This is a genomic window from Paraburkholderia sp. J12, assembly GCF_905220215.1.
GTDB lineage: Bacteria > Pseudomonadota > Gammaproteobacteria > Burkholderiales > Burkholderiaceae > Paraburkholderia.
Genome location: NZ_CAJMZC010000009.1, coordinates 261,075 through 286,011, shown reverse-complemented (window position 1 = coordinate 286,011; position 24,937 = coordinate 261,075). Strand labels below are relative to the sequence as shown.

The 24,937-nt window shown below is 64.6% G+C and carries 22 protein-coding genes and 1 riboswitch; of the genes, 4 read left to right on the top strand and 18 right to left on the bottom strand.

Annotation, left to right across the window (positions count from 1 at the left end):
* Nucleotides 1–58 precede the first annotated feature (58 nt).
* The gene (gene bamC, locus U5760_RS20520; protein ID WP_322014109.1) at nucleotides 59–1,297 is read left to right on the top strand and encodes an outer membrane protein assembly factor BamC; all 1,239 of its coding nucleotides are present in this window, start codon (nucleotides 59–61) and stop codon (nucleotides 1,295–1,297) included.
* A 100-nt stretch (nucleotides 1,298–1,397) separates the two neighbouring features.
* Here bamC and U5760_RS20515 read toward each other — a convergent pair whose 3' ends face one another.
* The 5 genes from U5760_RS20515 to U5760_RS20495 form a co-directional block, all read right to left on the bottom strand.
* On the bottom strand, nucleotides 1,398–2,996 hold the full coding sequence (locus U5760_RS20515; RefSeq protein WP_322014108.1) for an L-lactate permease: 1,599 nt from the start codon (nucleotides 2,994–2,996) through the stop codon (nucleotides 1,398–1,400).
* A 254-nt stretch (nucleotides 2,997–3,250) separates the two neighbouring features.
* A complete protein-coding gene (locus tag U5760_RS20510; protein ID WP_322014107.1) occupies nucleotides 3,251–3,664 on the bottom strand; it encodes a hypothetical protein in 414 nt (137 codons plus the stop codon).
* A gap of 272 nt (nucleotides 3,665–3,936) precedes the next feature.
* Complete coding sequence (locus tag U5760_RS20505; protein ID WP_322014106.1) at nucleotides 3,937–4,158, bottom strand: glycine zipper 2TM domain-containing protein; 222 nt, start codon at nucleotides 4,156–4,158, stop codon at nucleotides 3,937–3,939.
* A gap of 225 nt (nucleotides 4,159–4,383) precedes the next feature.
* A complete protein-coding gene (thiC, locus tag U5760_RS20500; protein WP_322014105.1) occupies nucleotides 4,384–6,315 on the bottom strand; it encodes a phosphomethylpyrimidine synthase ThiC in 1,932 nt (643 codons plus the stop codon).
* Between the two features lie 138 nt (nucleotides 6,316–6,453).
* Nucleotides 6,454–6,603: riboswitch (TPP riboswitch) on the bottom strand.
* Between the two features lie 95 nt (nucleotides 6,604–6,698).
* The gene (locus tag U5760_RS20495) at nucleotides 6,699–7,106 is read right to left on the bottom strand and encodes a GreA/GreB family elongation factor (protein ID WP_322014104.1); all 408 of its coding nucleotides are present in this window, start codon (nucleotides 7,104–7,106) and stop codon (nucleotides 6,699–6,701) included.
* Between the two features lie 649 nt (nucleotides 7,107–7,755).
* Between U5760_RS20495 and U5760_RS20490 the strand changes: the two genes are divergently transcribed.
* Nucleotides 7,756–8,733 (top strand): EamA family transporter, encoded by a 978-nt coding sequence (locus U5760_RS20490; protein WP_322014103.1) that lies wholly within the window; start codon nucleotides 7,756–7,758, stop codon nucleotides 8,731–8,733.
* 90 nt (nucleotides 8,734–8,823) lie between these two features.
* Here U5760_RS20490 and U5760_RS20485 read toward each other — a convergent pair whose 3' ends face one another.
* Nucleotides 8,824–8,961, bottom strand: coding sequence for an entericidin A/B family lipoprotein (locus tag U5760_RS20485; RefSeq protein WP_322014102.1), 138 nt, complete (start codon nucleotides 8,959–8,961; stop codon nucleotides 8,824–8,826).
* A gap of 223 nt (nucleotides 8,962–9,184) precedes the next feature.
* On the opposite strand from U5760_RS20485, the gene U5760_RS20480 reads away from it, so the two are divergent.
* A complete protein-coding gene (locus U5760_RS20480) occupies nucleotides 9,185–9,346 on the top strand; it encodes a DUF1328 family protein (protein ID WP_028224354.1) in 162 nt (53 codons plus the stop codon).
* 16 nt (nucleotides 9,347–9,362) lie between these two features.
* Here U5760_RS20480 and U5760_RS20475 read toward each other — a convergent pair whose 3' ends face one another.
* From U5760_RS20475 to U5760_RS20445, 7 genes are all read right to left on the bottom strand, one after another.
* On the bottom strand, nucleotides 9,363–10,574 hold the full coding sequence (locus U5760_RS20475; RefSeq protein ID WP_322014101.1) for an MFS transporter: 1,212 nt from the start codon (nucleotides 10,572–10,574) through the stop codon (nucleotides 9,363–9,365).
* 143 nt (nucleotides 10,575–10,717) lie between these two features.
* Complete coding sequence (locus U5760_RS20470; protein ID WP_322014100.1) at nucleotides 10,718–11,545, bottom strand: phosphodiesterase; 828 nt, start codon at nucleotides 11,543–11,545, stop codon at nucleotides 10,718–10,720.
* A 43-nt stretch (nucleotides 11,546–11,588) separates the two neighbouring features.
* Nucleotides 11,589–12,620 carry an ABC transporter ATP-binding protein gene (locus U5760_RS20465; RefSeq protein WP_322014099.1) on the bottom strand — a complete coding sequence of 344 codons (1,032 nt, stop codon included), beginning with the start codon at nucleotides 12,618–12,620 and terminating at the stop codon, nucleotides 11,589–11,591.
* Nucleotides 12,617–13,540, bottom strand: a complete 924-nt coding sequence (locus tag U5760_RS20460) for an ABC transporter permease (protein WP_322014098.1) — start codon at nucleotides 13,538–13,540, stop codon at nucleotides 12,617–12,619. The genes U5760_RS20465 and U5760_RS20460 overlap by 4 nt, the downstream gene beginning before the upstream one ends.
* 93 nt (nucleotides 13,541–13,633) lie before the next feature.
* A complete protein-coding gene (locus U5760_RS20455; RefSeq protein WP_322014097.1) occupies nucleotides 13,634–14,458 on the bottom strand; it encodes an ABC transporter permease in 825 nt (274 codons plus the stop codon).
* A 59-nt stretch (nucleotides 14,459–14,517) separates the two neighbouring features.
* Nucleotides 14,518–15,516, bottom strand: a complete 999-nt coding sequence (locus U5760_RS20450; RefSeq protein ID WP_322014130.1) for an ABC transporter substrate-binding protein — start codon at nucleotides 15,514–15,516, stop codon at nucleotides 14,518–14,520.
* A 194-nt stretch (nucleotides 15,517–15,710) separates the two neighbouring features.
* Nucleotides 15,711–16,784 carry a substrate-binding domain-containing protein gene (locus tag U5760_RS20445; RefSeq protein ID WP_322014096.1) on the bottom strand — a complete coding sequence of 358 codons (1,074 nt, stop codon included), beginning with the start codon at nucleotides 16,782–16,784 and terminating at the stop codon, nucleotides 15,711–15,713.
* A gap of 686 nt (nucleotides 16,785–17,470) precedes the next feature.
* On the opposite strand from U5760_RS20445, the gene U5760_RS20440 reads away from it, so the two are divergent.
* The gene (locus tag U5760_RS20440; RefSeq protein WP_322014095.1) at nucleotides 17,471–18,685 is read left to right on the top strand and encodes a tyrosine-type recombinase/integrase; all 1,215 of its coding nucleotides are present in this window, start codon (nucleotides 17,471–17,473) and stop codon (nucleotides 18,683–18,685) included.
* Nucleotides 18,686–18,805: 120 nt separating this feature from the next.
* Here the strand turns inward: U5760_RS20440 and U5760_RS20435 are convergent, their stop codons facing one another.
* The 5 genes from U5760_RS20435 to U5760_RS20415 all read right to left on the bottom strand — a co-directional run bounded on the left by U5760_RS20435 (nucleotide 18,806) and on the right by U5760_RS20415 (nucleotide 24,444).
* Nucleotides 18,806–19,345, bottom strand: a complete 540-nt coding sequence (locus U5760_RS20435) for a hypothetical protein (RefSeq protein ID WP_322014094.1) — start codon at nucleotides 19,343–19,345, stop codon at nucleotides 18,806–18,808.
* Nucleotides 19,345–21,981: a glycoside hydrolase family 19 protein gene (locus tag U5760_RS20430; protein ID WP_322014093.1), complete on the bottom strand. Its 2,637-nt coding sequence runs from the start codon at nucleotides 21,979–21,981 to the stop codon at nucleotides 19,345–19,347. The genes U5760_RS20435 and U5760_RS20430 overlap by 1 nt, the downstream gene beginning before the upstream one ends.
* A 768-nt stretch (nucleotides 21,982–22,749) precedes the next feature.
* Nucleotides 22,750–23,022, bottom strand: a complete 273-nt coding sequence (locus U5760_RS20425; protein ID WP_322014092.1) for a hypothetical protein — start codon at nucleotides 23,020–23,022, stop codon at nucleotides 22,750–22,752.
* Between the two features lie 148 nt (nucleotides 23,023–23,170).
* A complete protein-coding gene (locus U5760_RS20420) occupies nucleotides 23,171–23,974 on the bottom strand; it encodes a class I SAM-dependent methyltransferase (protein WP_322014091.1) in 804 nt (267 codons plus the stop codon).
* Nucleotides 23,975–24,195: 221 nt separating this feature from the next.
* Nucleotides 24,196–24,444, bottom strand: a complete 249-nt coding sequence (locus U5760_RS20415; protein WP_322014090.1) for a hypothetical protein — start codon at nucleotides 24,442–24,444, stop codon at nucleotides 24,196–24,198.
* Nucleotides 24,445–24,937 lie beyond the last annotated feature (493 nt).

Below are 24,937 nucleotides of genomic sequence, written 5' to 3'. Positions count from 1 at the left end.
AAAATGGCTGGTTGATCCACGGAAACTGGCCGTGGCGTAGCCGAAGGATTACCCGAACATGACTGCTTTTCACCAACGTCTTGCCATCCGCGCCGCTGCGCTCCTGATGGCGGGCGGGCTGGTCGCCGGCTGCAGCTCGCCGTCGCCGACCAAGATCGATTACCGCAGCGACTCGAAGGCCAAGGAGTCGTCGCTGGCCGTTCCGCCGAACCTGCTCGACGAAACCGCCGACCAGCGCTCGCTGCCGCCGCAGGGCGGCGAGACCTCGCTGTCCTCGCTGCAGCAGGTGCAGGACACCGCGACGCCCAGCGACGAAAACCAGGTGCTGCCGCAGGTGCCGGGCATGCATATCCAGCGTGACGGCACGGAAAGCTGGCTTGTGGTGGACAGCAAGACGCCCGATCAGCTCTGGGCCCAGGTGCGCCGCTTCTGGCAGGAGCAGGGTTTCCTGCTGGTCACGGACCAGCGCGACAAGGGCGTGATGGAAACCGACTGGAACGAAACGCATCCGAAGCTTTCGGACGGCATCATCCGCAATACGCTCTCGTGGGCCACGGGCAATTCGTACGTCACGGCGGAGCGCAACAAGTACCGCACGCGTCTCGAAACCTCGCCGGCCGGCGGCACCTACATCTTCATCAGCCAGAAGGGCCTCTCCGAGCAGCTCACCGGCATCAACAACGACAACAGCCAGTGGGTGCCGAAGCCCAACGATCCTGCGCTGGAAACCGAGTACCTCAAGCGCCTGATGGCGACGCTCGCGCGCGCGCAGCCGGGCGTGCCCGACGTGAAGCTCGCCGACGAGGAAGCCGCGAAGGCTAATGCCAAGGCCACCAATGCGACCGCCACAGGCCCGGATGCGGCCGCGGCGGCCGTGGCGGCGCAAAACGTCGCGGCGGTGGGCCAGCAGTCGGGTTCCGGCAAGCAGGCTCAGGCCGAGACGGGCGGTCAGTACACGTCGTCCGAACTCACGCTCGGCGAGCCGTACGACCTCGCCTGGCAGCGCGTGGGCATGGCGCTCAATCGTGCGAACTTCACGGTGGACGACAGTGACCGCGCCAAGGGCATCTACTACCTGCGCTACGTCGATCCGAAGGACATGACGTCCGACGAGCAGGGCTTCTGGAACCAGGTGTTCCATGGCCGCAAGGAAAAGACCGCGAAGCAGTACAAGCTGAACGTGCGCGCCGTGACCGAGAACCAGACGCGCGTGGCGATCTTGGACGACAACGGCCAGATCGATACCTCGCGTCCGGCTCAGGAGATCATGGGTCTCGTCGTTTCGGAACTGCGTTAAGTCTTCGTAGGCCCGGACGATCTGGGAAACATCGAGCCCGCCTGCGCGTATTGCGCAGGCGGGCTTTTTTATCGTCCGGGCCCGCGGCGGCCGTGCGCGTTCAGTGCGGAATCATCCACGTGAACACGTTCTGCTGCAGCCACACGAGGATGCCCAGCAGCACGGTAAGCAGGATCGAGTGCTTGAACGTGCGGGCGAACACGTGGCCCTCCTTGCCCTTGAGCTCGGTCGTGGCGACGCCCGTGGAGATGTTTTGCGGCGAGATCATCTTGCCCATCACGCCGCCCGACGAATTGGTCGCCGCCATCAGCACGGGGTTCAGATTGAGCTGGCGCGCGGCCACCACCTGCAGATTGCCGAAGAGCGCGTTGCCCGAGGTGTCGCTGCCGGAGAGGAACACCGCCACCCAGCCGAGGAAGGCCGAAACGAGCGGGAAGAACGCGCCGACCGAAGCGACGCCGAGACCGAGCGTATAGGTGAGCCCCGAGTAGTTCATCAGATACGCGAGCCCGACGATCGTGGCGACGGTCAGGATGGCGATGCGCGTCTGCACCCACGTATCGACGATCGCACCGCCGAAGTCGGCGGGCTTCAGGCGCACGACGAACGCCGTCACGATCGCCGCTACGAGAATCGCCGTGCCGGTGGCGAGCGGCTGGAAGTCCCAGATCGCGCCGTAGGGCACCTTGTAGAGCGTGATGTACACGGCCTTGTCGAGACCCGGCCAGGGGATCTTCGTGTCGCCGATCGTGAAGACTTTCGCGATGGTCCAGAGGATCACCACCGCGGCCACGATCAGCCACGGATACCAGCCGGCGGCGCCCGACACCGTGCCGCGCACTTCCTTCGCCCGGTCGATGCGGATTTCGAACTGCGGATCGGGCGCGGGCTTCCAGACGCGCAGGAACGCGATCGTGAGGATCAGCGAGATCAGCGACGAGAGCACGTCGGTGAGGCTGTAGTTGACGAAGTTCGAGGTCACGAACTGCGTGATGGCGAAGCTGCCGCCCGCCACGAGCAGCACCGGCCAGATGCGCAGCATGCCGGTCACGCCCGCGTAGATGGCGATCACATAGAAGGGCAGCAGCAGCGCGAAGAACGGCAACTGGCGGCCGACCATTTGCGCGAGCATATCGGCGGGCAGGTGCGTGACGGCGCCGAGCACCGTGATCGGCACGCCGAGCGCCCCGAAGGCCACGGGCGCCGTGTTGAAGATCAGCGTGAAGGTGAGCGCTTCGAGCGTGGGAAAGCCCAGCATGATGAGCAGCGAACTCGTGATCGCGACGGGCGTGCCGAAGCCGGAGATGCCTTCGAAGAGCGCGCCGAACGAAAAGCCGACTACCACGAGCACGATGCGGCGGTCGTTCGGCAGATTGTCGAGCAGCCACATGCGAAAGGCCGCGAAGCGTCCCGAGCGCAGCGCGATGTTGTAGAGCAGGATGGCCGTGACGACGATCCACATGACCGGCCAGAGCGCGAACACGGCGCCCGCGACGACGGAGTCGATGGCGAGGCCGGCCGGAAACTGCCAGCCGAAGATCGCGACGATCAGCCCGACCACGAGCCCCGCGAGCGAGGCCTGCCACGCAGGGCGTCGTGCCCAGCCCAGCAGGACGAGCACGGTGAGGATGGGAAGTGCCGCAACGATGAAAGAAGGCAGAAGCGAATTGCCGATGGGAGTCAACAGCTGGTGAAACATGATGTCTCCTTTATGCTGTTCTGGAGTCGGCGCAGTCGATGCCGCCCGGTGCGCCGGGGCACGTGCTGGATGGGCGATTATTTAAGGCCGTGCTTCAGTCCCCGACGCCCAATAGCAGCATAGAAAATGCGGCTTGAGCGTCAAGCAGGGTAAGTACGGTCCGGCACCGAATATGGCGAGGAACTGGCGGCCCCGCCTGAATGGGGGCCGCGCGGGGGAAAGCGCATTACGCGCGCAAGGGGGAACCGCAGTCGTCAATGCCAGTGTCCACCGCTCCAGCCGAAGCCGAACGACACGGCGGGCGCGCCCCAGCCCCAAGCGGGGTAATAAGCGGGATAGACCGGCCACGCGGAATAAGCGGGCACGGCAATGGCTACCGGCTGGGTCGAATAGAGCGGTCCCGGATATTGGGCATCGGGCACGGCGTTGGGAGCCGGCGTGTTGCCGGCTGTGGCAACGGCGGTTTCCTGCTGCGTGGCGTAAGCCGGGTAGGTACCGTAGCCATAGCCGTACGGGTAATAGTAGTAGCAGCCCGAAAGCGCAAGGGTGGAGGCAACGGCGCCGGCGACTGTGATGCCGCGAAAGGTGCGCGCGGTGCGATTGGAACGCAGGGAACCTGTGGGGCGCAGGGAACGGGCAGGGGCGAGGAACACAGACGGGCGTGTCATGGCGGACTCCGTGAGCGGACGGCCGGCCGCGCGCCCGATGTGGGGCGCAAACTGGCATCTCCCGAGCTTACGCTGTCGTTCGTGACTTTGTGTTGCGCACCGGTAACCGCGTATTTCGCGCGATTGCAAAGGCAAAACGAACGCGGCGCATCCTGTTACCGGGTATGCGCCGCGCCGCCTCTCTGATAGCTGCGTTTGCCTGTCGTTCTAATGATGGTGTTCGCGCCTTGTGTCTTGCGCTTTGTCCTCAGGTACTGCGGGCCGGTGCAACGTTACTTGCCGACCTGATTGCCGATGATGCCGCCCACCGCCGCGCCGCCCACCGTCGAGAGCGCGCTGCCGCCGAGTGCCGCGCCCGCGACGCCGCCCACCCCTGCGCCGATCGCGGTATCGCGGTCGCGCGTCGACATGTTGTCGCAGGCGGAAAGGCTGGCCGCCGCCGTGACGACGGTAGCGAGTGCGATGAGAATGCGTGCGCGTGCAAGGGTTTTCATGTCCGACTCCAGGGGTAATGACGAGCGGCGTTGCCTGCGCGCGGACGCAAGCCGCCACTCCGATATTCCCATCGTATCGGGCGATCCCGTATCTGGTTGTTCGGCTTTGTCAGCGAGTCGTTGGATTCGTAAAAGAATGTTTCGCACGCAGCACTTTTCGTGCACTGCAAAAACGAAGGGCGCGGCTTGCACCGCGCCCTTCCCAGGCTTCTCACACCGTATGGCTTACTGGCGCTGGTAGATTTCGGCGCCTTGCTTGATGAACTCGACGGCCTTCACTTCCATGCCTTTTTTCAGGGCCTCGTCGTCGCTCATGCCTTGTTTGGCCGCGAAATCGCGCACGTCCTGCGTGATCTTCATCGAGCAGAAGTGCGGGCCGCACATCGAGCAGAAATGCGCAACCTTGGCCGAGTCCTTCGGCAGCGTTTCGTCGTGGAATTCGCGTGCCTTGTCCGGGTCGAGACCGAGGTTGAACTGGTCCTCCCAGCGGAACTCGAAACGCGCCTTCGAGAGTGCGTTGTCGCGCACCTGCGCGCCCGGATGGCCCTTCGCCAGATCGGCTGCGTGGGCCGCGAGCTTGTACGTGATGATGCCTTCCTTCACGTCGTCCTTGTTCGGCAGGCCCAGGTGTTCCTTGGGCGTCACGTAGCACAGCATCGCCGTGCCGAACCAGCCGATCATCGCGGCGCCGATGCCCGAGGTGATGTGGTCGTAGCCCGGTGCGATGTCGGTGGTGAGCGGCCCGAGCGTGTAGAAGGGCGCTTCCTTGCACCAGTCGAGCTGGAGATCCATGTTCTCCTTGATGAGCTGCATCGGCACGTGGCCCGGGCCTTCGATCATCACCTGCACGTCGTGCTTCCACGCGACCTGCGTGAGCTCGCCGAGCGTCTTCAGTTCGCCGAGCTGCGCTTCGTCGTTGGCGTCGTAGATCGAGCCGGGGCGCAGGCCGTCGCCGAGCGAGAAGCTCACGTCGTATTCCTTCATGATTTCGCAGATCTCTTCGAAATGCTCGTAAATGAAGGATTCCTTATGGTGGGCAAGGCACCACTTGGCCATGATCGAACCGCCGCGCGAGACGATGCCGGTCATGCGGTTGGCCGTGAGCGGCACGTATTGCAGGCGCACGCCCGCGTGGATCGTGAAGTAGTCTACGCCTTGCTCGGCCTGCTCGATGAGCGTGTCGCGGAAGATTTCCCACGTGAGGTCTTCCGCCTTGCCGTTGACCTTTTCGAGTGCCTGGTAGATCGGCACCGTGCCGATCGGCACCGGCGAATTGCGGATGATCCACTCGCGCGTTTCGTGGATGTGCTTGCCCGTGGAGAGATCCATGACCGTGTCGCCGCCCCAGCGGATCGCCCACGTCATCTTGTCCACTTCCTCGCCGATCGACGAGGTCACGGCCGAGTTGCCGATGTTCGCGTTGATCTTCACGAGGAAGTTGCGGCCGATGATCATCGGCTCGCTTTCCGGGTGGTTGATGTTGGCGGGAATGATCGCGCGGCCGCGTGCGATTTCCTCGCGCACGAATTCGGGCGTGATTGCCTTGAGCGCGTCGGCGCCGAAGGCCGCGGCACCGAAGGCCTGGCCCGCGTGCTGGCGGCCCATCATCGCGGCGAGTTTGGCGCCGTTCGGGCCGCTTGCCTTGAGGCTTTCCAGATACTCGGCGCGGCGCTGGTTTTCGCGGATCGCGATGTACTCCATCTCGGGCGTGACGATGCCCTGACGCGCGTAGTGCATCTGCGTCACGTTCTTGCCGGTCTTCGCGCGGCGCGGCGTGCGGTGCAGGCCCGGGAAGCGCAGTTCGGCCGTGGCCGGATCGGCGGCGCGCTCGCGGCCGTATTGCGACGAGAGGCCGTCGAGCGACTCGGTGTCGCCGCGCTTTTCGATCCACGTCTGGCGCAGCGCGGGCAGGCCGGCGCGAATGTCGATCTGCGCATCAGGATCGGTGTACGGACCCGACGTGTCGTAGACGTAGATCGGCGGATTCTTTTCGCCGCCGAAGCCCGTGGGCGTGTCCGACTGCGTGATTTCGCGCATCGGCACGCGGATGTCCGGCTGCGAGCCGGTCACGTAGATCTTGCGGGAATTGGGCAGCGGCGCGACCGCGGCTTCGTCGACGTGCGCGTTGGCGGAAACGAACTTCGGGTTCGCGTTCATGTATCTCTCTCCGTGTCGACCCGAGTTGGCGCTTGAGCGTCTGACTCCGGTCCATGCAAAGCAAAGTGGGAACAGCAGCTTCGCAGGAGACGAGACGGAACGTGGACGGACTTCGCTGGATGAGAGGGTGGAGCGATGCTGCGAAGTCCGGACGCTTCCCTGCGCTGGCATTATCCAGATCAGGTTCAAAGGGTATTTCTCACCCGCGCGATACGCCGCCCGACTTTCGTACCTGAGCAGATACGAAACTACGTAACGGCGCATAACGCAGGACCCCCGCGTAAGCAGGCCAAACAATACACCGTGCTGCGACGATCTGGCAAGTGCCCGCGCGTGCAATTCGCGGTATGGCGCCGGGCAAGGGCGCCGACCTGCCGGCACGCTTACAGCCTGAAATCGTCGGACGCTTCGGGCTGGAACAGGATGCGGTCGATCTTCAGCGTCTGCTGGGCGCCGCTCGGCGGCGTGAAGCGCACGGTGTCGCCGCGCTTCAGGCCGAGCAGCGCGAGGCCGGCCGGCGAGAACACATTGAGGCGCCCGGCGGCGAAGTCCGCGCTGCGCGGATAGACGACGGTCCACGTGAAGGTCTCGCCCGTTTCCTCGTTCTTGAGCGTGACCTGCGAGTTCATGGTCACGACGTTCGCGGCGACGTCCTGCGGCGCGACGATCTCGGCGCGCTCGAGCAGTTCGTCGAGCATGGTCTGGCGCGCCGGGGCGGCGCCGGGTTCGGCTGCGCTTTTTTCGAGACGGGCGACGTCGAGTTCGGTGAGGTAGCGGATTTTGCGGGTCACGGCGGTTCTCCTTGCGATCCTGAAATACGGCGATGGGCGGGGCGTGCGGGATCGGCCCGGAGCCCGACCGAACGGCTCCGGATGACGAGGGGAGAGCGGTTCAGGCCGGACGCCGGGCGGCGACGGGCGGGGTCGTGGCGCGACGCGACAAGGTTTCTTGCGCGGCGCATGCGCCCGCCCGGATTCGCATGCGCGCGCGTTCGCGCAGGCCGCGGCAGGCGCGCGGGGGCAGCGAACGGGCAAGATGCGAGAACGGAGTACGCATGGCGACAGGTAAAAACGAAAGCATAAAGAAAGGATTTGCAATGTTAGCACGCGAACCGCACGGGCGATGACGATGCCTTTCCGGGCGATGCGAAACGTTCGGAGCGCCCGAAGCGCTGAATCGTCCCGAGGTTTTGCCTTTTCTCGCACGTCGTAATTGCAGCGCATAAAGCGCTCCCTGAACGACGCACGCGGGCCGGCTTGTTGCATAATTCGGGGCGGCCAGCTTACGTTTATCCGACTGGCCCTGGCGCACCGGCCGTCGCCGCCGCTGTGCCTTACCGCTTTTTCTCCCATTCATCATGCCGTCGAGTTTGATCCGTCCCGCAGCACGCCTGCGGGACCCTGAGGGATGCGCGCCGCTTCGGTTCCCGAGCGCGACGCCATGACCACGCCGCCTCGTTTGTCTTCCCGCGTGCAGGTCGTTGCAGCCGGTGCGCTGCGTGTGCTCAATACCCTTTGGCCGTTGTGCCGCTCGATAAGGTTGCCGCAATCGCGGAGCGGCCGCGTCGCACTCTCGCTCGGCGTCGTCTATTTCGTGTGGGGCTCGACCTACCTCGGCGTACACGTCGCGCTCGGCTCGTTTCCGCCGCTGCTGCTTTCGGGGCTGCGCAACCTGCTGGCGGGCATCGGCCTTTTCGTGTTCGCGATGCGCCGCCGTCCCGTCATGCCGACGCTGCTGGAGGTCCGCAATGCCGGCATCGTCGGGACGACGCTCGTCGGGCTTTCCAGCGGCATGCTCGCTTACGGGATGCGAACCGTGGGCACCGGCACGGCGGCGGTGATGGTTGCCACGGTGCCGCTCTTCGCAACCGTGATTGCCGCTGCCACCGGGCGGCGCATCGCGAAGGCGGAGTGGGTGGCCGTAGCGCTGGGTCTCGCCGGCATCGGGATCCTGAGCCACGGCGGCGGCGCGTCGGGCACGGCGGACGGCTGCCTCGCGATACTCGGCGGTGCGCTTTTCTGGGCGATCGGCGCGCATCTGGCCGGACGGCTCCAGCTCCCGTCCGACCTCTTTCTCGCTACGGCGCTGCAGATCGGGCTCGGGGGTGGGGTGTCCACACTCATCGCCTGGATCACGGGTGAACGCATGATGACACTGCATTTCCTGCCTGCTGTCGCGTTTTTCTATCTGATGCTGGTCGGCACGATGGCCGCCTATGTCGCGTATGGCTATCTGATCCGCCACACCAGCCCGCTCGTGGCGAGCAGCTGCATGTACGTGAATCCCGTGGTGGCCGTCGCGCTGGGTGCGCTGCTGCTGGGCGAGCCAGTGACGGCCAGCACGATCGTCGCGACCGTGCTGATACTCGGCAGCGTGGGCCTCTCGTTTATCTTCGACGACCGCCGCCGCGGGGCCTGACGAGCAGGGGCGGACTCGCCCCTCGCGATCTCCAGGCTCCCGACGGCGGCCGCGCCGGCCGGCGATACCGGCAGGCGTGCCGGCGCCGCGCTACTTCGCCTGTTCGGCGCTGTTGGTGATGGCGTGACCGCCCGCGGACATATCCTGGCCCGCGCCCGCCACGGTATTGCAGGCGGCGAGGGTTCCGGCCGAAGCGGCAATGAGCAACAAGGCAATCAGGCGTTTCATGGGTAACTCCACCGTTTCAGGTAAGGGGTCCCCTCTCCAGCACGCGGCGTGCCCGGGTATTCTTGCCGGATCGGGGATGGGGTACGTCCCCGACCGCGTGGAGCGACGGGCCCGGCGCTTGCGTAGCGCACCCATCGATCGGCGCGGCAGGCATCGCGGGCCATTCCCCTGGCACCTGGCAAGCGACCTGCGCCCGACACCAACGACCTGGGAGGGCTACGCCATGCTTCACTACGCCATCGTGTTTCTCGTGATCGCGCTTATTGCCGCCGTGTTCGGTTTCACCGGCATCGCGGCCGGCGCCGCCGAAATCGCGAAGATCCTTTTCTATCTTTTTCTCGTGGTCTTCGTGGTCACGCTGTTGCTCGGCGTGCTGCGCGGCTAGAGCGCCTCGGGAAACCTCAGGACGCCTGCGCGCCGTGCCCGGCGCGCTCGCGCGTGCTCGCGTGGATCCAGCCGGCCAGCGCCGAAAACGCGAGGCCGGCGATGCACACGCCGACCCAGCCGAACGCGTGCCACGTTGCCGCGCCGATGGCGGAGCCGGCCGCGCCGCCGATGAAGTACGCCACCATGTAGACCGTGTTGACGCGGCTGCGCGCCTCGGGGCGCAGCGCGTAGATGCGCGACTGGTTCGAGATCTGCGCGGCCTGCACGCCGATGTCGAGCACGATCACGCCGATCACGAGCCCGATCAGGCTCTTGCCCGAGAACGCGAAGATCGCGAAGGCGAGCGCGACGAGCCCGATCGACATCGTGATGACGGCGCGCGGGCCGCGCTTGTCGGCGGAGCGTCCGGCCCAGGGCGCGGCCATGGCGCCCGCCGCGCCGACGATGCCGAACAGCCCCGCCACCTGCGGTCCGAGATGGAACGGTTCGCCCGCGAGCAGCAGCGTGAGCACGGGCCAGAAGAGGCTGAACGCGCCGAAGATGCAGGCGCCGGTTGCGGCCGCCTCGCGCAGGCCGCGCAGTTCCAGCGTGAGATGCCACATGGAGGCAAGGAGCCGGCCATAGCCGAGCTTCGAGGTGGGCTGGCTGCGCGGCAGCTTGAGCACGATCACGACGGCGAGACCGAGCAGCGCGACGATCGACGCGCCGAACACCGCGCGCCAGCCGAAGTACTGGCCGATGAAACCTGCGGCCGTGCGCGCGAGCAGGATGCCGATCAGGAGCCCGCTCATGACGGTGCCCACTGCATGGCCGCGCGCTTCGGGTGGCGCGAGTTCGGCGGCGAACGGCACGGCCTGCTGCGCGATGGTGGCGAGCACACCGATGGCGAGGCTCGCGCCGATCAGCACGCCGAGCGTAGGCGCCGTAGCGGCAACGAGGAGCGCGATGCAGACGCCGGCCGTTTGCAGCAGGATCAGGCGCCGGCGGTCGAAGCGGTCGCCGAGCGGTGCGAGCAGCAGCATGCCGGCGGCGTAACCGAGCTGGGTGGCGGCCGGCACCGCGCCGATCCAGGCGGCCCCCGTCGGAAACGACTGGCGGAAGTCGGCGAGGAGCGGCTGGTTGTAGTAGATGTTCGCGACCGCGACGCCCGCGATGGTCGCGAGCAGAAGCAACAGGCCGCGCAGCGACTGGCTTTCGCCGGCGGTTGCGGAATCGGGTGTGGACATGGCTTGGAGCGGGCGGCGCCCGGACAGACGCAAAGGCAGTATTCGAGCGTGCCGATGATACCGGAGCAGGCCCGATCCTGCTGACGCTCGCCCATGCCTTGCCGCGCGCCGCATGCGGCGCGTGGGGTGGCCTGAGCTTGCTCTCAGGCGATCAGGTCGCCCGTGGGTTCGTGAAACGGGTAGGGACCGTCCGAATCATCGACATAGGCGTGATGCGTCACGAGTCCGCTGCGCGGATCGTAGCGGTGCAGCGCGAAGGCGGCCGGCTCGAGCGTGAAGGTCGAGGGCGCGTCGGGCGCGAGATCGAGCGTCACCTGGTGCGCCGGCGCGGGCACGGCCGAGGCGATCGTGCCGCCGAAGCGCGCGAACATGGAGCGGTGCACGTGGCCGCACATCACGCGTTCGACGTTGGGGTGACGCGCGATGAGCGCTTCGAGCGCCTCGGCGGCTTGCGGGTCGAGCCGGATCGCGTCCATGTGGCCGACGCCGCTGTCGAACGGCGGGTGATGGAGCGCGACGATGACGGGCGCGCCGCGCGCGGCGTCGAGCTGCGCTTCGAGCCACGCGAGCCGCGCGGCGCAAAGCGTGCCCGCGCTCTGGCCCGGCTGCATGGAGTCGAGCGCGATCAGACGCAGCGGCCCGATATCGACGGCGTAATGGACGAAGGGGCCGCCCGCGTTCAATTCGGCGCGTTCGGGGAAGACTTCGCGCAGCCCTTCGCGGCCGTCGTGGTTGCCGATCAGGAGCCAGTAGGGAATCTCGAGCGTGGCGAGCAGTGTCTTGAGGTGCCGGTATTCCTCGACCGAGCCGCGGTCCACGAGGTCGCCGGTGACGATCACGGCGTCCGGGCGCGGGTCGAGGGCATTCAGGCGCGCGATGGTGCGCGCGAGCTTCGCGGCCGTATCGACGCGGCGGTAGGCGAGTGCACCGGGTTGCTTGATGTGCAGGTCGCTGATCTGGGCGAGCAGCATGGGTGGCCTCTCAATGTGTCCGTTTATTGTGGGGAAAAATGGCTTACGCCAGCGCGATCAACGCCTCGGGCGCGATCGAGAGCCCGACCGCCGTGCCGCGCGCGAGCTCCACGCGGCCCGCGACATCGACGACCAGCGCATCGGGCGCTGCGCCGCCGATGGTGAGGCGCGTGCGTTCGCCGAGGAACGTTGCCTGCTCGATCACGCCGCGCAGGTGCGAGGCGGCGGGGTCGGTCAGCGCGGCGTCCTCCGGGCGGAAAAACAGTTCGTTCGCGCCGGCTGCGGCCGCCGGGACCGCGCCGCCCGTCGTGCACAGCATGCCGTCACGCCATTGTCCCGCGAGACGGTTCAGCGTGCCCACGAACTGCGCGACCGCGCGGCTCGCCGGCCGGTAGTAGATTTCGCGCGGCGTGCCGATCTGCTCGATGCGGCCCGCGCTCATCACGACGACGCGGTCGCCCAGCTCCATCGCCTCAGCCTGGTCGTGCGTCACATAGACCGTCGTTACGCCGAGCTCGCGCAAGAGCGCGTTCATCTCGCCGCGCAGGGCGTCGCGCAGGCGGGCGTCGAGCGCGGTGAGCGGCTCGTCGAGCAGCAGCACGCGCGGCCGCGGCGCCAGTGCGCGGGCGAGCGCCACGCGCTGGCGCTGGCCGCCCGAAAGCTGGTCGATGGGTTTGTCGGCGTGGGCTTCGAGCCGCATCATCGCGAGCAGCTCGGCGACGCGCTCGCGCGCGGCATCGGCGGGCACCTTCTGGATCTTGAGCCCGTAGCCGATGTTGCCGCGCACCGTGAGGTTCGGAAAGAGCGCGTAGTTCTGGAACACCATGCCTACCTTGCGGCGCTCGATGGGCAGGGCGGTGACGTCGTCGTTGCCGAACAGCACGCGGCCGGAGGCATCGGGCGTTTCGAGCCCGGCGATGAGGCGCAGCGTGGTGGTCTTGCCGCAACCCGAAGGGCCGAGCAGCACGAGCGTTTCGCCTGCGCCAATCGAGAGATCGAGCGGCTCCAGCACGCGCGTGCCGCGAAAGGTCTTCGCGCAGCGCGAGAGCGTGATGGGAGTGGAATCGAGTTTCATCGGGAATCCTTATGACGGCGTGGCTTGTTGCCGGTGCGTCCATTGCGTCCATTGCGGCCGCCGGCCGGATCCACGCCCAGCCACTGCATGGCGATGAGGAGCGGCATCGTCATGACGAAGAACAGGATGGTGTACGCGCTGCCCACTTCGATGCGCATCGAGGCATAGGTGTCGGCGAGGCCGACGGGCAGCGTCTTCGTGTCGGGCGTGTGCAGCATCCAGGTGAGGTTGAACTCGCCGATGGAGAGCGTGAGAACCGCGAGCGCGCCCGCCACGATGCCGGGCCGCGCGTTGGGCAGCACGATGGTGAAAAAGCGCTGCACGAAGCTCGCGCCGAGGCTCGCTGCACCCTCTTCGAGCGTGCGCAGGTCCGCCGACGCGCACACTGCCGCCACGGGCCGCACCATGAACGGCAGCGTGAAGACGACATGGCCGACCACGATGAACCAGGCGCTCATGCGAAAGGCCGTGAAGCCGCCATAGACGACCAGCAACGCAAGCGCCGAAGCGAGCCCGGGCAGCGCGACGGGCATGACGAGCAACTCCTCGATGAGACGCGAAGCGCGCGTGCGGCTGCGCGCGAGCGCGTAGCCGGCCGGTACGCCCGCGAGCAGCGTGATGGCGAGCGTGGCGGCGGCGATTTCGAGCGAGAGGAACACGGAGGCGTGATACTCCGTCCACACCTGGTCGAGCCAGCGCAGCGTGAGGCCGCTCGCGACACCGCGGAAGTAGTTGACGGTCAGCCCGGCGAGGATGGACATCACCACCGGCACGATCAGAAACGTGCAGGTCGCGAGGGTGACGAACCACTGCGCGCAGGCAAGCCAGGTGCGGGTGGACGGCCAGGACAGACGCCGCCGCTGTGCGGCGGGCGGCTCGTCCGGCAGTTCCGGTGCTGCGGGGGTGACGAGGGAGTTCATGCGTGTTGTTGCGTGTTATCGCGTGTTGTCTCGGGCGCCGTATTGCAAGGCTCGCAAGGTTCTCAAAGCGCTCAGGGCTCGACGTTCAGGGGCTCACGCCGTGGCGGCAACCGAGGCGCCGGTCAGGCTGCGCGCGAGCGTGAGTGCGCCCCAGGTCACGAGCCCGAGCACGATCGAAAGACCGGCGGCCGTCACCATGTTCGCATTGAGCGTGAACTCGGTGTAGATGGTCATCGGCAAGACGTCGATGTCGGTCGCGAGCGTGAAGGCCGTGCCGAATGCGCCCATGGCCGTGGCGAAGCACACGGCGCCCGCGGCGATGAGACCCGGTGCGAGGGCGGGCAGGATCACGTCGCAGAAGATGCGCCACGCCGAAGCGCCGAGCGAGCGCGCGGCTTCCTCGAGCGAGGCGTCGAGCTGCGTCGCGCAGGCCATCACGGTGACGATCACGCGCGGAATCGAAAAGTACAGATAGCCCGCGAAGAGCCCGGCCATCGAGTAGGCGAAAACCCAGCGCTCGCCGGTGAAGCGCAGCGCGAGCGCACCGATCAGCCCCTGGCGCCCCGCGAGCATGATCACCATGAAGCCCACCACCACACCGGGAAACGCGAGCGGAAACGTAAGCAGCGCGAGCAGCGCCCGGCGGCCGGGGAACTGGCGCCGCGCGAGCAGGAGGCCGCAGACCGTCGAGATCGCGAGCGTGGCCGCCGTGACCGCCGCCGAAAGCGCGATGGTGGCAGCGAGACTCTTCATGTAGCGGCCATTCGTGAGGAGTGCACGATAAGTCTCGACGAGGTGACCGTCCGCGCTCACCTGCACGAGCGCGACCATCGGCAGCAGCCAGAAGGCGAGGAAGATCGCGAGGGCGGGCGCGACGAGCGCCACGCGCCAGCGCAGGGGAAAGGTGAGATCGTGCATGACGGTCGGCAATTCAGGCGGTTCGGCGGATCCGGGGCGCGGCGTGTCCAGGGCAGGCTTCAGTGCATGATTTGCAGGTAGCGCTCGCCGAACGCCTGCTGCTGAGCGGCCATCTTCGCGAAGTCCACCGGCTTCGCCCGCGCATAGTCGCTGGCAGGCAGGAACTTCGCCGCGGCTTCGGGCGACAGCGCATTCGCGCGCACGGGGCGCAGATAAGCGTTCGCCCACAACTTCTGGCCTTCGTCGGAGAGCACGAAATCCAGCACCTTCTTGCCGTTGTCGGCGTGGGGCGCGTTCTTCACGAGACTCATCACGTACGGCACCGAAATCGTGCCTTCCTTCGGAATCACGAATTCCACGTTGGCGTGGTCCTTGTATTTCGCGCGATAGGCATCGAAGTCGTAATCGAGCAGGATCGGAATTTCACCCGAGAGCACGCGTGCGTAGGCCGTCTGCTTCGGCACGATGGGCTCGTTCGCCTTGAGCTTGCTGAACCACTCGAAGGCTGGCTGGAAATTGTCGAGCGTGCCGCCCAGCGCGAGATTCACCGCCACGGCGCCCGCATAACCGACGAAGGCGCTCGACGGATCGAGATAGCCGATCATGCCTTTGTATTCGGGCTTGAGCAGGTCGGCCCACGAACGCGGCACCGGCTTGCCTTCGAGCGCATCCTTGTTCACGAAGAAGCCGAGCGTGCCCGAGTGGATCGCGAACCAGTAGCCCTGCGGATCCTTGAGGTTCGCGGGAATGTCGTCCCAATGCGCGGGCTTGTACGGCGCGATCACGCCTTTGTCCTTCGCCTGGAAGGCCGAGGAGACCCCCAGATACACCACGTCGGCGACCGGGCTCTTCTGCTCGGCCATCAGCTGTGCGATTGCCTGGCCGGAGTTCTTGTTGTCGAACGGCACGCGGATGCCGGTCTTTTGCTGGATCGCCTGGATCTGGCTCGCCCAGTCGGCCCATTCGGGCGGGCAGTTGTAGCAGATGGCGGTTTCGTCGGCCTGCGCCACGGACGGCGCGGCGAAGCTCGCGACGAGCGCGAAGGACACCGCGGCCACGACCGGGAGCGCGCGCGCGGCGCACTTCACGGGCGCGGCGATGCGTGTGAGCAGCGGGCGCGGGCGAAACAAACGGGGGGATAGCGGACCAGCGAAGGCGAATCGGCGAGTCACGGCAGGTCTCCAGGACGGGTGAAAGGTCGTGATACGTGCCCCTCGCGTCGCGAACGCGCGAGGGGTCGGCGAGAAGTGATTTATGAGCGATCGAATTCGCCGTCTTCGTGCGGCGTCCGCGCGGCCGGGAGCGTATCCGCGAGCGGTGCGCCTGCAATGGCGGAGATCGTGCCGCCCTCGCGCAGCGTGTGCGGCAATGCGAGCCCGAGCGAGGCGCCCGCGTACTCGCCGCCGATGCGCGCCATCAGGCGCTGCCATGCCGAGCGGCCGATCTCGCCATTCGGCGTGCCGATGCTCGCGAGCGGCGGAGCGAGCAGCTCGCCCATGGCGAGGCCGTCGAAACCGAGGATCGACATGTCCTGCGGCACGCGCATGCGTGCGCGGCGCAGGCCGCGCATCACCACCATTGCGAGCAGGTCGTTGCTGCAGAAGAGGGCGGTGGGACGCCGCGAACCGGTGGTGAGATGCGCAAGCACCGAGGGCGCGAGTTCGTCTGCATTGAAATCGATTTCGAGTGCGGGCGCCGGTGTGAGCCCCGCTTGTTGCATGGCGCGCGTATAGCCCGCGTGACGCTGGCGGGCCCGGTCGGACGCCGAGAGCGTGCCGGCCAGCATCAGGATGCGGCGGTGGCCGTGCGCGATCAGCATGCGCACGCCGTCGTACGCGGCCTGGTGGTTATCCACCGAAACCGAGGGGCGGCGCTTCGTATCGTTGTGCATCAGCACGTAGAGCGGGCCGTCGGCGTCGAGCTCGTCGAGCAGCGGATGGGTATCCGCGTCCGCTACCGTGAGGATCAGGCCTTCTACACGTTGTGTCCGCAACGTTTCGATCGCGTGGCGTTCGCGGTCGGCGTCGTACTGCGTGGTCATCAGCATGAGGCGGAAACCGTGTGCCGCGGCCAGGTCGTCGATGCCCTGCAGGCATTCGGCGAAGACGGGGTTGGCGAGCGTCGGCAGCACGACGCCGATCAGGCGCGTGCGCTCGCCGCGCAACTGGCGGCCGAGGGGGCTCGGTCGGAACTTGAGCGCGTCGATGGCCTCCCGCACCTTGGCGAGCGTGACCGGATTGACGGTGTGAGGGGCATTGATCGCCCGCGAAACGGTGGCGATCGAGAAACCGGCGTGTGCGGCGACATCCTTGATGGTTGGTGTCATGCGTGGCGGCCCGGGCGTTGTAAACGTTTTCGATGAGCCGATTATGGAAAGCGCTTGTTACGGTGGGATGACGGAGGGCGCTTGGGGAGGGGGCGTGGCGATGGTAGAATCCGGTCCGCCCTTGCCGGGGTGATGAAATTGGTAAACATAGCGGACTTAAAGAAAGATTGAGTGCCCGGTCGGAAACGGCCGGTGCAGAACCCCTCAAATTCGGTGAAACCCCTGGGCGGCGCGAGCGCCGCGCCGAGGCAATGCCGAGCCAAGCCTGCTGCTGCGCTTCGCGCGGCGGTGCGGAAGGTGTAGAGACTAGACGGGGGGCGCCTGGCGCGGCACGCGGCGTGAAATGCGCGATGCCGCTACGGCGAAGGCATAGTCCAGCGCACGAACGCGCGCGTTGCTTCGAGCGATGCGCGCGGCGTCGAAAGACGTGGTGTGACGAAAATCCGCCGCCTCACGGCTTGCCGGTTCGAGTCCGGTCCCCGGCACCAGATACCCTCCAGCCGATTTCGGCGTTTCATATATAGCCCCGCCAGCTAACGCTGAGCGGGGTTTTGTTCGCTATCGTTTCCAAAGGTTCACCATCGATAGCAACCCCCATCGAGGGGTTGTTTAGGGGGTTCTCACGAATCTAGCGCTCGACGGGAAGTACACAACCCCCACGGTAGCGCAAGACCTGGGGAGCAAACATGGCACTATCCGATGTCACCATCCGGAACGCGAAGCCAAGTAAAAAACAGCAGAAGCTGTATGACGGCGGCGGCCTGTTGCTGCTCGTCACGCCAACGGGCAGCAGGCGATGGATTTTCAAGTACCGTTTCGCCGGAAAGGAAAAGAGCCTTGCGCCTGGCGTCTATCCAGATGTGCCGCTTGCCGATGCCCGCAAGCGGCGCGACGACGCTCGCGAAAAACTGGCGGCAAGCATTGATCCGGGTGAAGCAAAGAAGGCCGACAAGCGCGCCGCCCGTCTCGCCGCCACCAATTCATTCGAAGCCGTTGCGCTCGCATGGATGCAGGAACGCTGCCAGTCCGTCGAAACCGGGCAGTACGAAAAAACGCTGGCGCGCTTCAAAAACGATGCGTTCCCCTGGCTCGGCAAGCGGCCCATTACCGGAATTGACGCGCCCGAGATTCTGGTGGTCCTCAAACGGGTTGACAGCCGGAGGGCGCGCTTTACGGCTCACCGTCTGCGCAGCGAAATCAGCCGCGTATTCCGTTATGGGATCAAGGAAGGCTATTGCAAGGCTGATCCTGCGCGTGATCTCGTCGGCGCAATTCCGCCCGCGCAGACAACGCATTTCGCCTCGATAACGGAGCCCGTCAAGGTCGGCGAGATGTTGCGGGCCTTCGACGCCTTTTCCGGCACGTTCCCGGTCCTGTGTGCATTCAGGCTCGCGCCCATGCTGTTTGTGCACCCCGGCGAGTTGCGACAGGCCGAATGGACGCAGATCGACCTGGACAAGGGGGAATGGCGCTACCGCGTCACGAAAACAGATACGGACCACCTTGTGCCGCTCGCAACACAGGCCGTCGTGATCCTACGCGAACTCAAGGCACTAACGGGTGGCGGCCGCTATGTGTTTCCCGGCGCACGCGATATCAAACGCCCGATGAGCGAAGCGGCGATTAATGCCGCGCTGCGGCGACTTGGCTACGACACGCGCACCGAGATAACCGGCCACGGTTTCCGGGCGATGGCGCGCACGATCCTTCATGAGGAACTGGAACACAAACCGGAGGTGATCGAGCATCAACTCGCGCACGCTGTACCGGATAACCTCGGCGCGGTGTACAACCGGACAAAGTTCATCCGCGAGCGCCGCGAGATGATGCAGGAGTGGGCCGATTACCTTGACCGGATCAAGGCCGGGGCCGATGTCATTCCTATCACGGCGGGACCGTAGGGAATGGGCCGCAGCTAGAACCGCGCCGCCCGATGATGCAAGCGTGGGCGGCCCATGTTTTGCGCAGTTGAGCAACATTATCGAGGACAGGACTCTCTCACGAGAACAATACTCAAAACTTTAGTTAAGGTGAACGGATCGAAGTTTTTTGCGTATGGAGGATGCATCCTTGAATGGATAAGTAATTGATGCCCCATTTTTTTTGACCCCATCAAAACCAGCTGGAAAATATTTCATTAACTCGTTATCCCTGACAAATTTTGGTGATCCAAATTTATTCGAATACGTGTAGGCAAATAATTTATAGTAATCTCCCGAATAGTCAGCTGCCTGGGAATTTACTTCCCACTTAATAAGCACCACAATATCATGTCGCCCCCAATAAAAAACAGTTACTATATCAGGGCTCGAGCCATTTATTCCATATTTATCAATTGGTAAATCCTCGCCATCGCGACATTTCCATGATTCAACAATAGAGAACAGCGGAGTACTCAATGGATCATCTTGAACGGGGTGAAATTCCTTGGAGAAGAATATTGAGCAGCCCGGTCGAATTACATCGGCGGAGAGACTGGCTGGAAATTCATCTGCGGAGTAACACGGGGCCGCTGCACATGCCAAACCCAGCAGTACCATAGAGATTTTAATTACTTTCATCACCATCCGTTCCCCGTCGTAAGAGTCGAATCCCAATCTTGCTTGCAGGGCTGATTACCTTTATTCAATGCAGCGAAAGCTCTTTGAGCAGCAGCTTTCCGTCGAGCAAAGTCCTTTAACGCTGGGTTTATCACGTGCGTCACTCCGTGTACATTGTTGACATCAGCTGGAGTATTAATCGAATGCGAACTCCAGAACCATGCGGATGAGTCACTTGCGACGGCTGGATCATTTTGCACCTTATTTGGGTCGCTAACCACGTCAATGCCACTTGCCCGCTTGTATTTCTTGTATGTTGCGAGCCATGTCATATGTAATAAACCTCGTCCTCGATAATCTCTGCCGGGACATTCGTCATCTCCAAAAAGCACTTCACCAAGTTCACTATCGTTGTAAATCAAGTGAGTTTTTGCATAAGTTTCCATTTGAGCAGAAGTCCACATTGGATGCATTCTGCGCAGTCCATTTGTTAAAGCTGTGCGATAAGTTGACCAAAGATGGTCTCCGTTGGTGTAATTTAAATTCTCGCGAAAAGCTGTAAATCCTGCGCATTCGACTTCACATTGGCCTAAAAAGTGCGCTGCGCGGTTGCACGAATCAATCTTATATTTCCCAAATGCGACGGTGACAGCCTTGGAGAAGTACTCTGCATTCGCATCGCTGATATTTGCAAAAATTTCTTTAAGCAGGCGTGACGTTATTGATAAATCAATACCACAGTGGGTACATTTCAGTGAGCCGCTCGCACTGAAATTCCCCACCAATCCAACCGGGTTGATGTGGTAGACGTCCGGCCCCGGGAAACCCGCCACCCCGGCCTGCACCTCGTCCCACCAGGCGAGCTTCGCGATGCGTTTCTTTTCCTCTTCATGTTCAGGCTTCGGCCCGGTATGTTGCTCGATGGCGCTGACCAGTTCCTGCCACTTCGCCGGGTTGGCCCATTCGCTTTCGTGCTTTGCAATCAGGCGCGACGCCCGGAAGGCGGCCCACGGGAAGCCCGCGCCCGGGGTGTTCTGCCCCAAAGCGCAGAGTTCGTCCGCCGCTTGAGCACCGTCGCCGCCCGGATACAGGACGCGGTAGATGGCGGCCATGAGAGGACTCAGCTTGCCAAGCGAACCCGCGCCTGGCGTATCGCTGCCGAGCGTGTAGTCCACATAGTCGTTCGTGGTCGCGAAAATGGTGTGCGCCGGATCGTGGTCTTCGTCGTGGCACTCGAAATCGATCCAGTCCTGTGAAAACTCGCGGGTCACACGGCCACCCGCAAAGTTCTGCTCACGCACCCAACCCGAGATGGGATTGCGCTGCCTGTCCGCGCTGTCTGCTTTCCACCAGCGACGCTTCGCGCCGTCACTGCCGGGCGCGGTCTCCGTGAACAGGTGCGCCGCGTCCTGCGGCAGGGCGGCGAACGGATAGGCCTGGATGACATCGGTTTGCTTCGCATGGTCACTCTTTTGCGGCGGCGTACTTCCGCTCGGGTCTCTGTCGTATAGCGTGGTCCCACGGTCAATACGGAGAATCGTCGGGTCTGCGGACAGGCCAAGCTGACTCCACTGCTTCACGTTCGCGCAATTGGCGTTGACCCAGTTGCGCCCGGCCTTGATGAACGGCTTGATACTCCCGTCGCAGAACACCTCGATGTGCGCCATGCGCGTTCCAGCCGTGCACCGGTCCAGCGAGTCGTAGCGCCCCGGGTGGCCCATCAGGTCGCCCGCCTTGACGGGAATGCCGCCGCCTGTGCCCTGTAGATCGCCCGGGCTGCACGCCTGGTTCGTGGTGACGACTACCCGGTCGAAGGTCGAATCCGGCATGGTTTCTTTCGCGACCGGCCCGCCGTTCTGCGCGCCCAGGAAAATCCAGCCGGTAATGGCTGCGGCGGGCGCGACGTAGCCGCCCGCGACAGGCGCATACAGCGTGGCTCCGTTCAGGTCCGTCAGTTGCCCCCACGTCGCGCCGTGCACCGTTTCCGTCTTGCCGATGCTGACGCTCGCGCCCTGCGGCAGGATGCCAAGGACAGGGCCGTTGGGCGTCCTGCGCACGTGCAGGCCGACCTGTCCATCGGCAACCTGTCCGGCCACAGGGGTAGGTTTGTCCTGCGCGTAGTTCGTGATCGTCCACTGCCGCGACCAGTACGCCGGTTTCTGCCGCTTCGGGAAGTTGCTGTCGTAGTCGGCGCTGGACATCAGGTGCATGTACAGGCTGTAGAACGTCAGCTTCGTGCCGCGCGGGAACTCCATCTCGTGACGCACCAGCGCAAAGCCCGTACTGTAGGGAGCCTGAAACGGCGCGTTACCGCCGTCCGCTGCCAGTTCACTGACCGGGTAGTCCCGGTTGGCGCGCCAGGCGACGAGCACGCCGTCCGCGATGCAACGCAATCCGGCGTCCAGGTCCAGCGCCTGGCCCGCGCCTGCTTCCGTGATGTGAATGCCGCCGTGCCACATGCCCTTGCGGCTGACGAGGTAAGAGCCGGACGCCTCGCTCGTGGCCAGCAGCCGGTAAATGTCGTGCTCGTCGGTGAACTGCGAAGAAGCGGTGGACTGGCCCTTGCGAAGAAACGGAAAGGCAAACGGCAGCGGTTTGAGCTTCGGCGGGGCAGGCTGCGGAGAAGCCGGTGGATGGGTGGGCGCGGATGGGGTCATGGGTCTGGCTTTGTCTCCGGGGCATGCAGTGAATCGAATATCCTCCGGGCCATTCTCCAGACAGTTCTCCCGCGGCGCAATTTCGTTGCGCACGCAATTAACAATTGTTGATGAAAATCGTGGTGAAGTGGGGAGGCAGGAACCTGGTTGCTAGATGGCTGGCGGAGTGGCCTTCTCCGTGACCGATCCTTGCCGTTCTTAGGGCGATAGATCTGCTCAGGTATTCCCGGTTTCGCCCCGGCACCAGGCTTCTTTTCCCAAATCCCTTCTATGTCACGAATTGCTGCAGACGCTCTTGCGGCTCAATTCCTTCACGCAAACGATTGACCGGTTTCGATGCCGCAAGCGCGGCAGTTCAGTAGGCTGAATCGCCGGCTATCGCAGCCAGCCTGGCGGAGAAAAGCGCCCGGTCGGAGGCTAGCAGAGCGACCGCTCTGCATGACGGGCCAGTTGCCAGTCAACGGCCGCCAATATGCCCAGTGCGCGGATCGATCATTCTGGCGAAGCCGAATAACGCCAGGATGCCGAACGGGCACGCGATGAAGAATGCGGTCAGCATGATTCGTGTCGGTTAAAGACGTAACCAAATGTTTCGTCAAGTTTCGTCAGTTTAAACCGATCATGCCGATTGGATACTGGGGAGAACGACAACAAACTGTTGCGCAATGGCAAGGTTTGCTGACGCCGGGACAGGGCTCCCCGGCTACCGCCAGGCGCCACTCCTTGGGCCGTTCAGCGGTTTCTGGCAATGCGCTTTCGGCCTCTGCGTCAGATGCAGTCGAATATGACCTCTACTGTCTGGGTCGTCACGCCGCGCACTCCTTCGCTGTGCACCTCGACGGTGTGCATTTCCTTGCGGCGTTTGTGGCAATAGGCTTGTGCTTCCTTGATGCCGGCGGTGCGCACGCGATTCCAGGACACGATGTCCCAGCGCGCGCGGCTCGTGACCATCAGGTGCCCATCCTGTCTTGAATTCACGTCGGTGACCGACGTGCATGCCGCCAGCATGCTGACTCCCGCCCACAGGATGCGTTTTCTCATGAATTCCCCCGGATACCGGAGCATTGTCGCCGCGCTTCGGCGCCGTTGGCAACCCGAAAGAAAGCCGGGCACGCGCTTCCAGCAAGGGTCTGGGGGCCAGCCAGCCGGCCGGAGCGGTGCTGCATGGCCGGCACCCCGGACAGTTTGCTCAGGATGCCGCCTCGCCCTGCTTGACGGCGACGAAGGCCGCGGTTTCGTATGGCACGGTGACCGTGGCCTGTCCGCGCAAAGTCGGTTCGGCGTCGATCAGCGCCCGCACTTCCGCCTCGATCTGCGCCTGCTGGGCGGCCGGTAGTGCGGCGACGAAGCTCGTCGATTTCACGCGTGCGACGATGACGTCCTCCGGCGAACCGCTGTGTCCGACCGAGAAGTGCGCCTCCTGCAGCGCTCCGAATCCCGGGAACGGGAAGGCTGCCCGCCACTGGCCCGTGTAGTAGCGGGGCGTGTCGCCTTCCACGCGGTTGACGATGGCGTCGAGGCGCGCCACCCAGTCCACGCGCGCGTCGCGCAGGTTCCAGATCAGGCCGAAGCGGCCGCCCGGCTTCAAGACACGATGAATTTCGGCCAGCGCGGCGGCGTTGGCGAACCAGTGGAACGCCTGGGCGCAGACCACGGCATCGATGGACGCATCGGCGAGCGGCATGCTCTGGGCGGCGCCGTCGCGCACATCGACCTGCGGGAGCGCTGCGGCGAGCTTCGCGCGCATTGCCGCAACGGGTTCGACGGCGATGACGCTGGCGCCGGTTTCGACGAGGCGGCGCGTGAACTTGCCGGTGCCCGCGCCCAGATCGACCACGGTCTGGCCTTCGCGCAGGCCCAGCGTGTCGCGCAACCAGAGGGCGACTTCGGGCGGGTAATCGGGGCGGCCGCGCACATAGTGGTCGGCGGCGGTGGGGGAATAACCGACGGCAGCTGCCCGATGGACATTGCCGTTAGGATCTGGTTCGGTCATGAGGGGCGCTCCGGCCGAAGGTCGAGAGCGCGAGCATATCACCGGGTCTGTGACCGGCGCGCCGGGATCAACCGCCTGCTGGCGACGAGGGTGCCGTGGGAAGCTCAAGCCATTAAGCCAGGAAAGGCGGCAAGGGGCACCCTGGGCGTTCAGGAACGCCGTCGAGGACACGCCCGTCCAGGCGCGCGAGGACGCGCGCTGCGGCAATCAGGCGGGTAGGCTCAGTCGTGGGCGGTGGTGTCGCCGACCTGCCCCTGGCCGGAGACGAGACAGGACGAGAAGAAGTTCTCGCCCTGGCTGCGCGCGCCCAGCTCGGTAAAGCCACGCGCCAGCGCCTCGGCTTTCACGAGTACGGAACCCTGGGCGCACGTGAGCGAGTGGCTACCGTGCGCCTCGAAGCGGTTGACGACCCGGTTCGCGACGAGGAGTGCAAGGATGATGACGACGCCGACATTGAATGCTTGTCTCATGATTTCGTCTCCTGGTGCATTCAGACTAGCGCAGGCACGCGCGACATGAATCCAGGAGTTTCCCGGCGATGCGGTGCAGCACATGCGGCGCGAAAAAACCCCGTTAAATGCGTACTGCGTAATGATTCGGCACCCTGATCAGGCGACCTCCATTGCGTTGCGCCTTTACCGGTGCGGGCCTGCGTCGCACGGGCTTTTCACGGAGCTGGGCATTGCGTCGCAGCAATGCCGCGTCGCGTCACGTGGGACGTCAACAAACCACTGTAGCTTCGAGGCCATAAAAACGGGAGCTAAAAAAGCGCGACAGATCGACACGGCCGGCTACAGCGTTTTTTTGGCACGGTTTTTCGCGGTTCTTTCCGGTCCGGGGAAGTCTGTCGGACAGGGTTCGGAGTGCTGGTGAAATAGGACGGATCTCACGAGATGAATCGGACTCCAGACTATGTATGACGGCGGACAGAACCACGGTAATGCGATGCGGGCTTGAAAAGCC

What these genes read in the sequence shown, in the direction of transcription:
- bamC (WP_322014109.1), top strand. Translation starts at nt 59, where the DNA reads ATGACTGCTTTTCACCAACGTCTTGCCATCCGCGCCGCTGCGCTCCTG.
- U5760_RS20445 (WP_322014096.1), bottom strand. Translation starts at nt 16,784, where the DNA reads ATGACACCAACCATCAAGGATGTCGCCGCACACGCCGGTTTCTCGATC.
- U5760_RS20415 (WP_322014090.1), bottom strand. Translation starts at nt 24,444, where the DNA reads ATGAGACAAGCATTCAATGTCGGCGTCGTCATCATCCTTGCACTCCTC.
- U5760_RS20460 (WP_322014098.1), bottom strand. Translation starts at nt 13,540, where the DNA reads ATGAACTCCCTCGTCACCCCCGCAGCACCGGAACTGCCGGACGAGCCG.
- U5760_RS20420 (WP_322014091.1), bottom strand. Translation starts at nt 23,974, where the DNA reads ATGACCGAACCAGATCCTAACGGCAATGTCCATCGGGCAGCTGCCGTC.
- U5760_RS20440 (WP_322014095.1), top strand. Translation starts at nt 17,471, where the DNA reads ATGGCACTATCCGATGTCACCATCCGGAACGCGAAGCCAAGTAAAAAA.
- U5760_RS20480 (WP_028224354.1), top strand. Translation starts at nt 9,185, where the DNA reads ATGCTTCACTACGCCATCGTGTTTCTCGTGATCGCGCTTATTGCCGCC.
- U5760_RS20510 (WP_322014107.1), bottom strand. Translation starts at nt 3,664, where the DNA reads ATGACACGCCCGTCTGTGTTCCTCGCCCCTGCCCGTTCCCTGCGCCCC.
- U5760_RS20475 (WP_322014101.1), bottom strand. Translation starts at nt 10,574, where the DNA reads ATGTCCACACCCGATTCCGCAACCGCCGGCGAAAGCCAGTCGCTGCGC.
- U5760_RS20490 (WP_322014103.1), top strand. Translation starts at nt 7,756, where the DNA reads ATGACCACGCCGCCTCGTTTGTCTTCCCGCGTGCAGGTCGTTGCAGCC.
- U5760_RS20505 (WP_322014106.1), bottom strand. Translation starts at nt 4,158, where the DNA reads ATGAAAACCCTTGCACGCGCACGCATTCTCATCGCACTCGCTACCGTC.
- U5760_RS20470 (WP_322014100.1), bottom strand. Translation starts at nt 11,545, where the DNA reads ATGCTGCTCGCCCAGATCAGCGACCTGCACATCAAGCAACCCGGTGCA.
- U5760_RS20455 (WP_322014097.1), bottom strand. Translation starts at nt 14,458, where the DNA reads ATGCACGATCTCACCTTTCCCCTGCGCTGGCGCGTGGCGCTCGTCGCG.
- U5760_RS20425 (WP_322014092.1), bottom strand. Translation starts at nt 23,022, where the DNA reads ATGAGAAAACGCATCCTGTGGGCGGGAGTCAGCATGCTGGCGGCATGC.
- U5760_RS20430 (WP_322014093.1), bottom strand. Translation starts at nt 21,981, where the DNA reads ATGACCCCATCCGCGCCCACCCATCCACCGGCTTCTCCGCAGCCTGCC.
- thiC (WP_322014105.1), bottom strand. Translation starts at nt 6,315, where the DNA reads ATGAACGCGAACCCGAAGTTCGTTTCCGCCAACGCGCACGTCGACGAA.
- U5760_RS20435 (WP_322014094.1), bottom strand. Translation starts at nt 19,345, where the DNA reads ATGAAAGTAATTAAAATCTCTATGGTACTGCTGGGTTTGGCATGTGCA.
- U5760_RS20485 (WP_322014102.1), bottom strand. Translation starts at nt 8,961, where the DNA reads ATGAAACGCCTGATTGCCTTGTTGCTCATTGCCGCTTCGGCCGGAACC.
- U5760_RS20465 (WP_322014099.1), bottom strand. Translation starts at nt 12,620, where the DNA reads ATGAAACTCGATTCCACTCCCATCACGCTCTCGCGCTGCGCGAAGACC.
- U5760_RS20515 (WP_322014108.1), bottom strand. Translation starts at nt 2,996, where the DNA reads ATGTTTCACCAGCTGTTGACTCCCATCGGCAATTCGCTTCTGCCTTCT.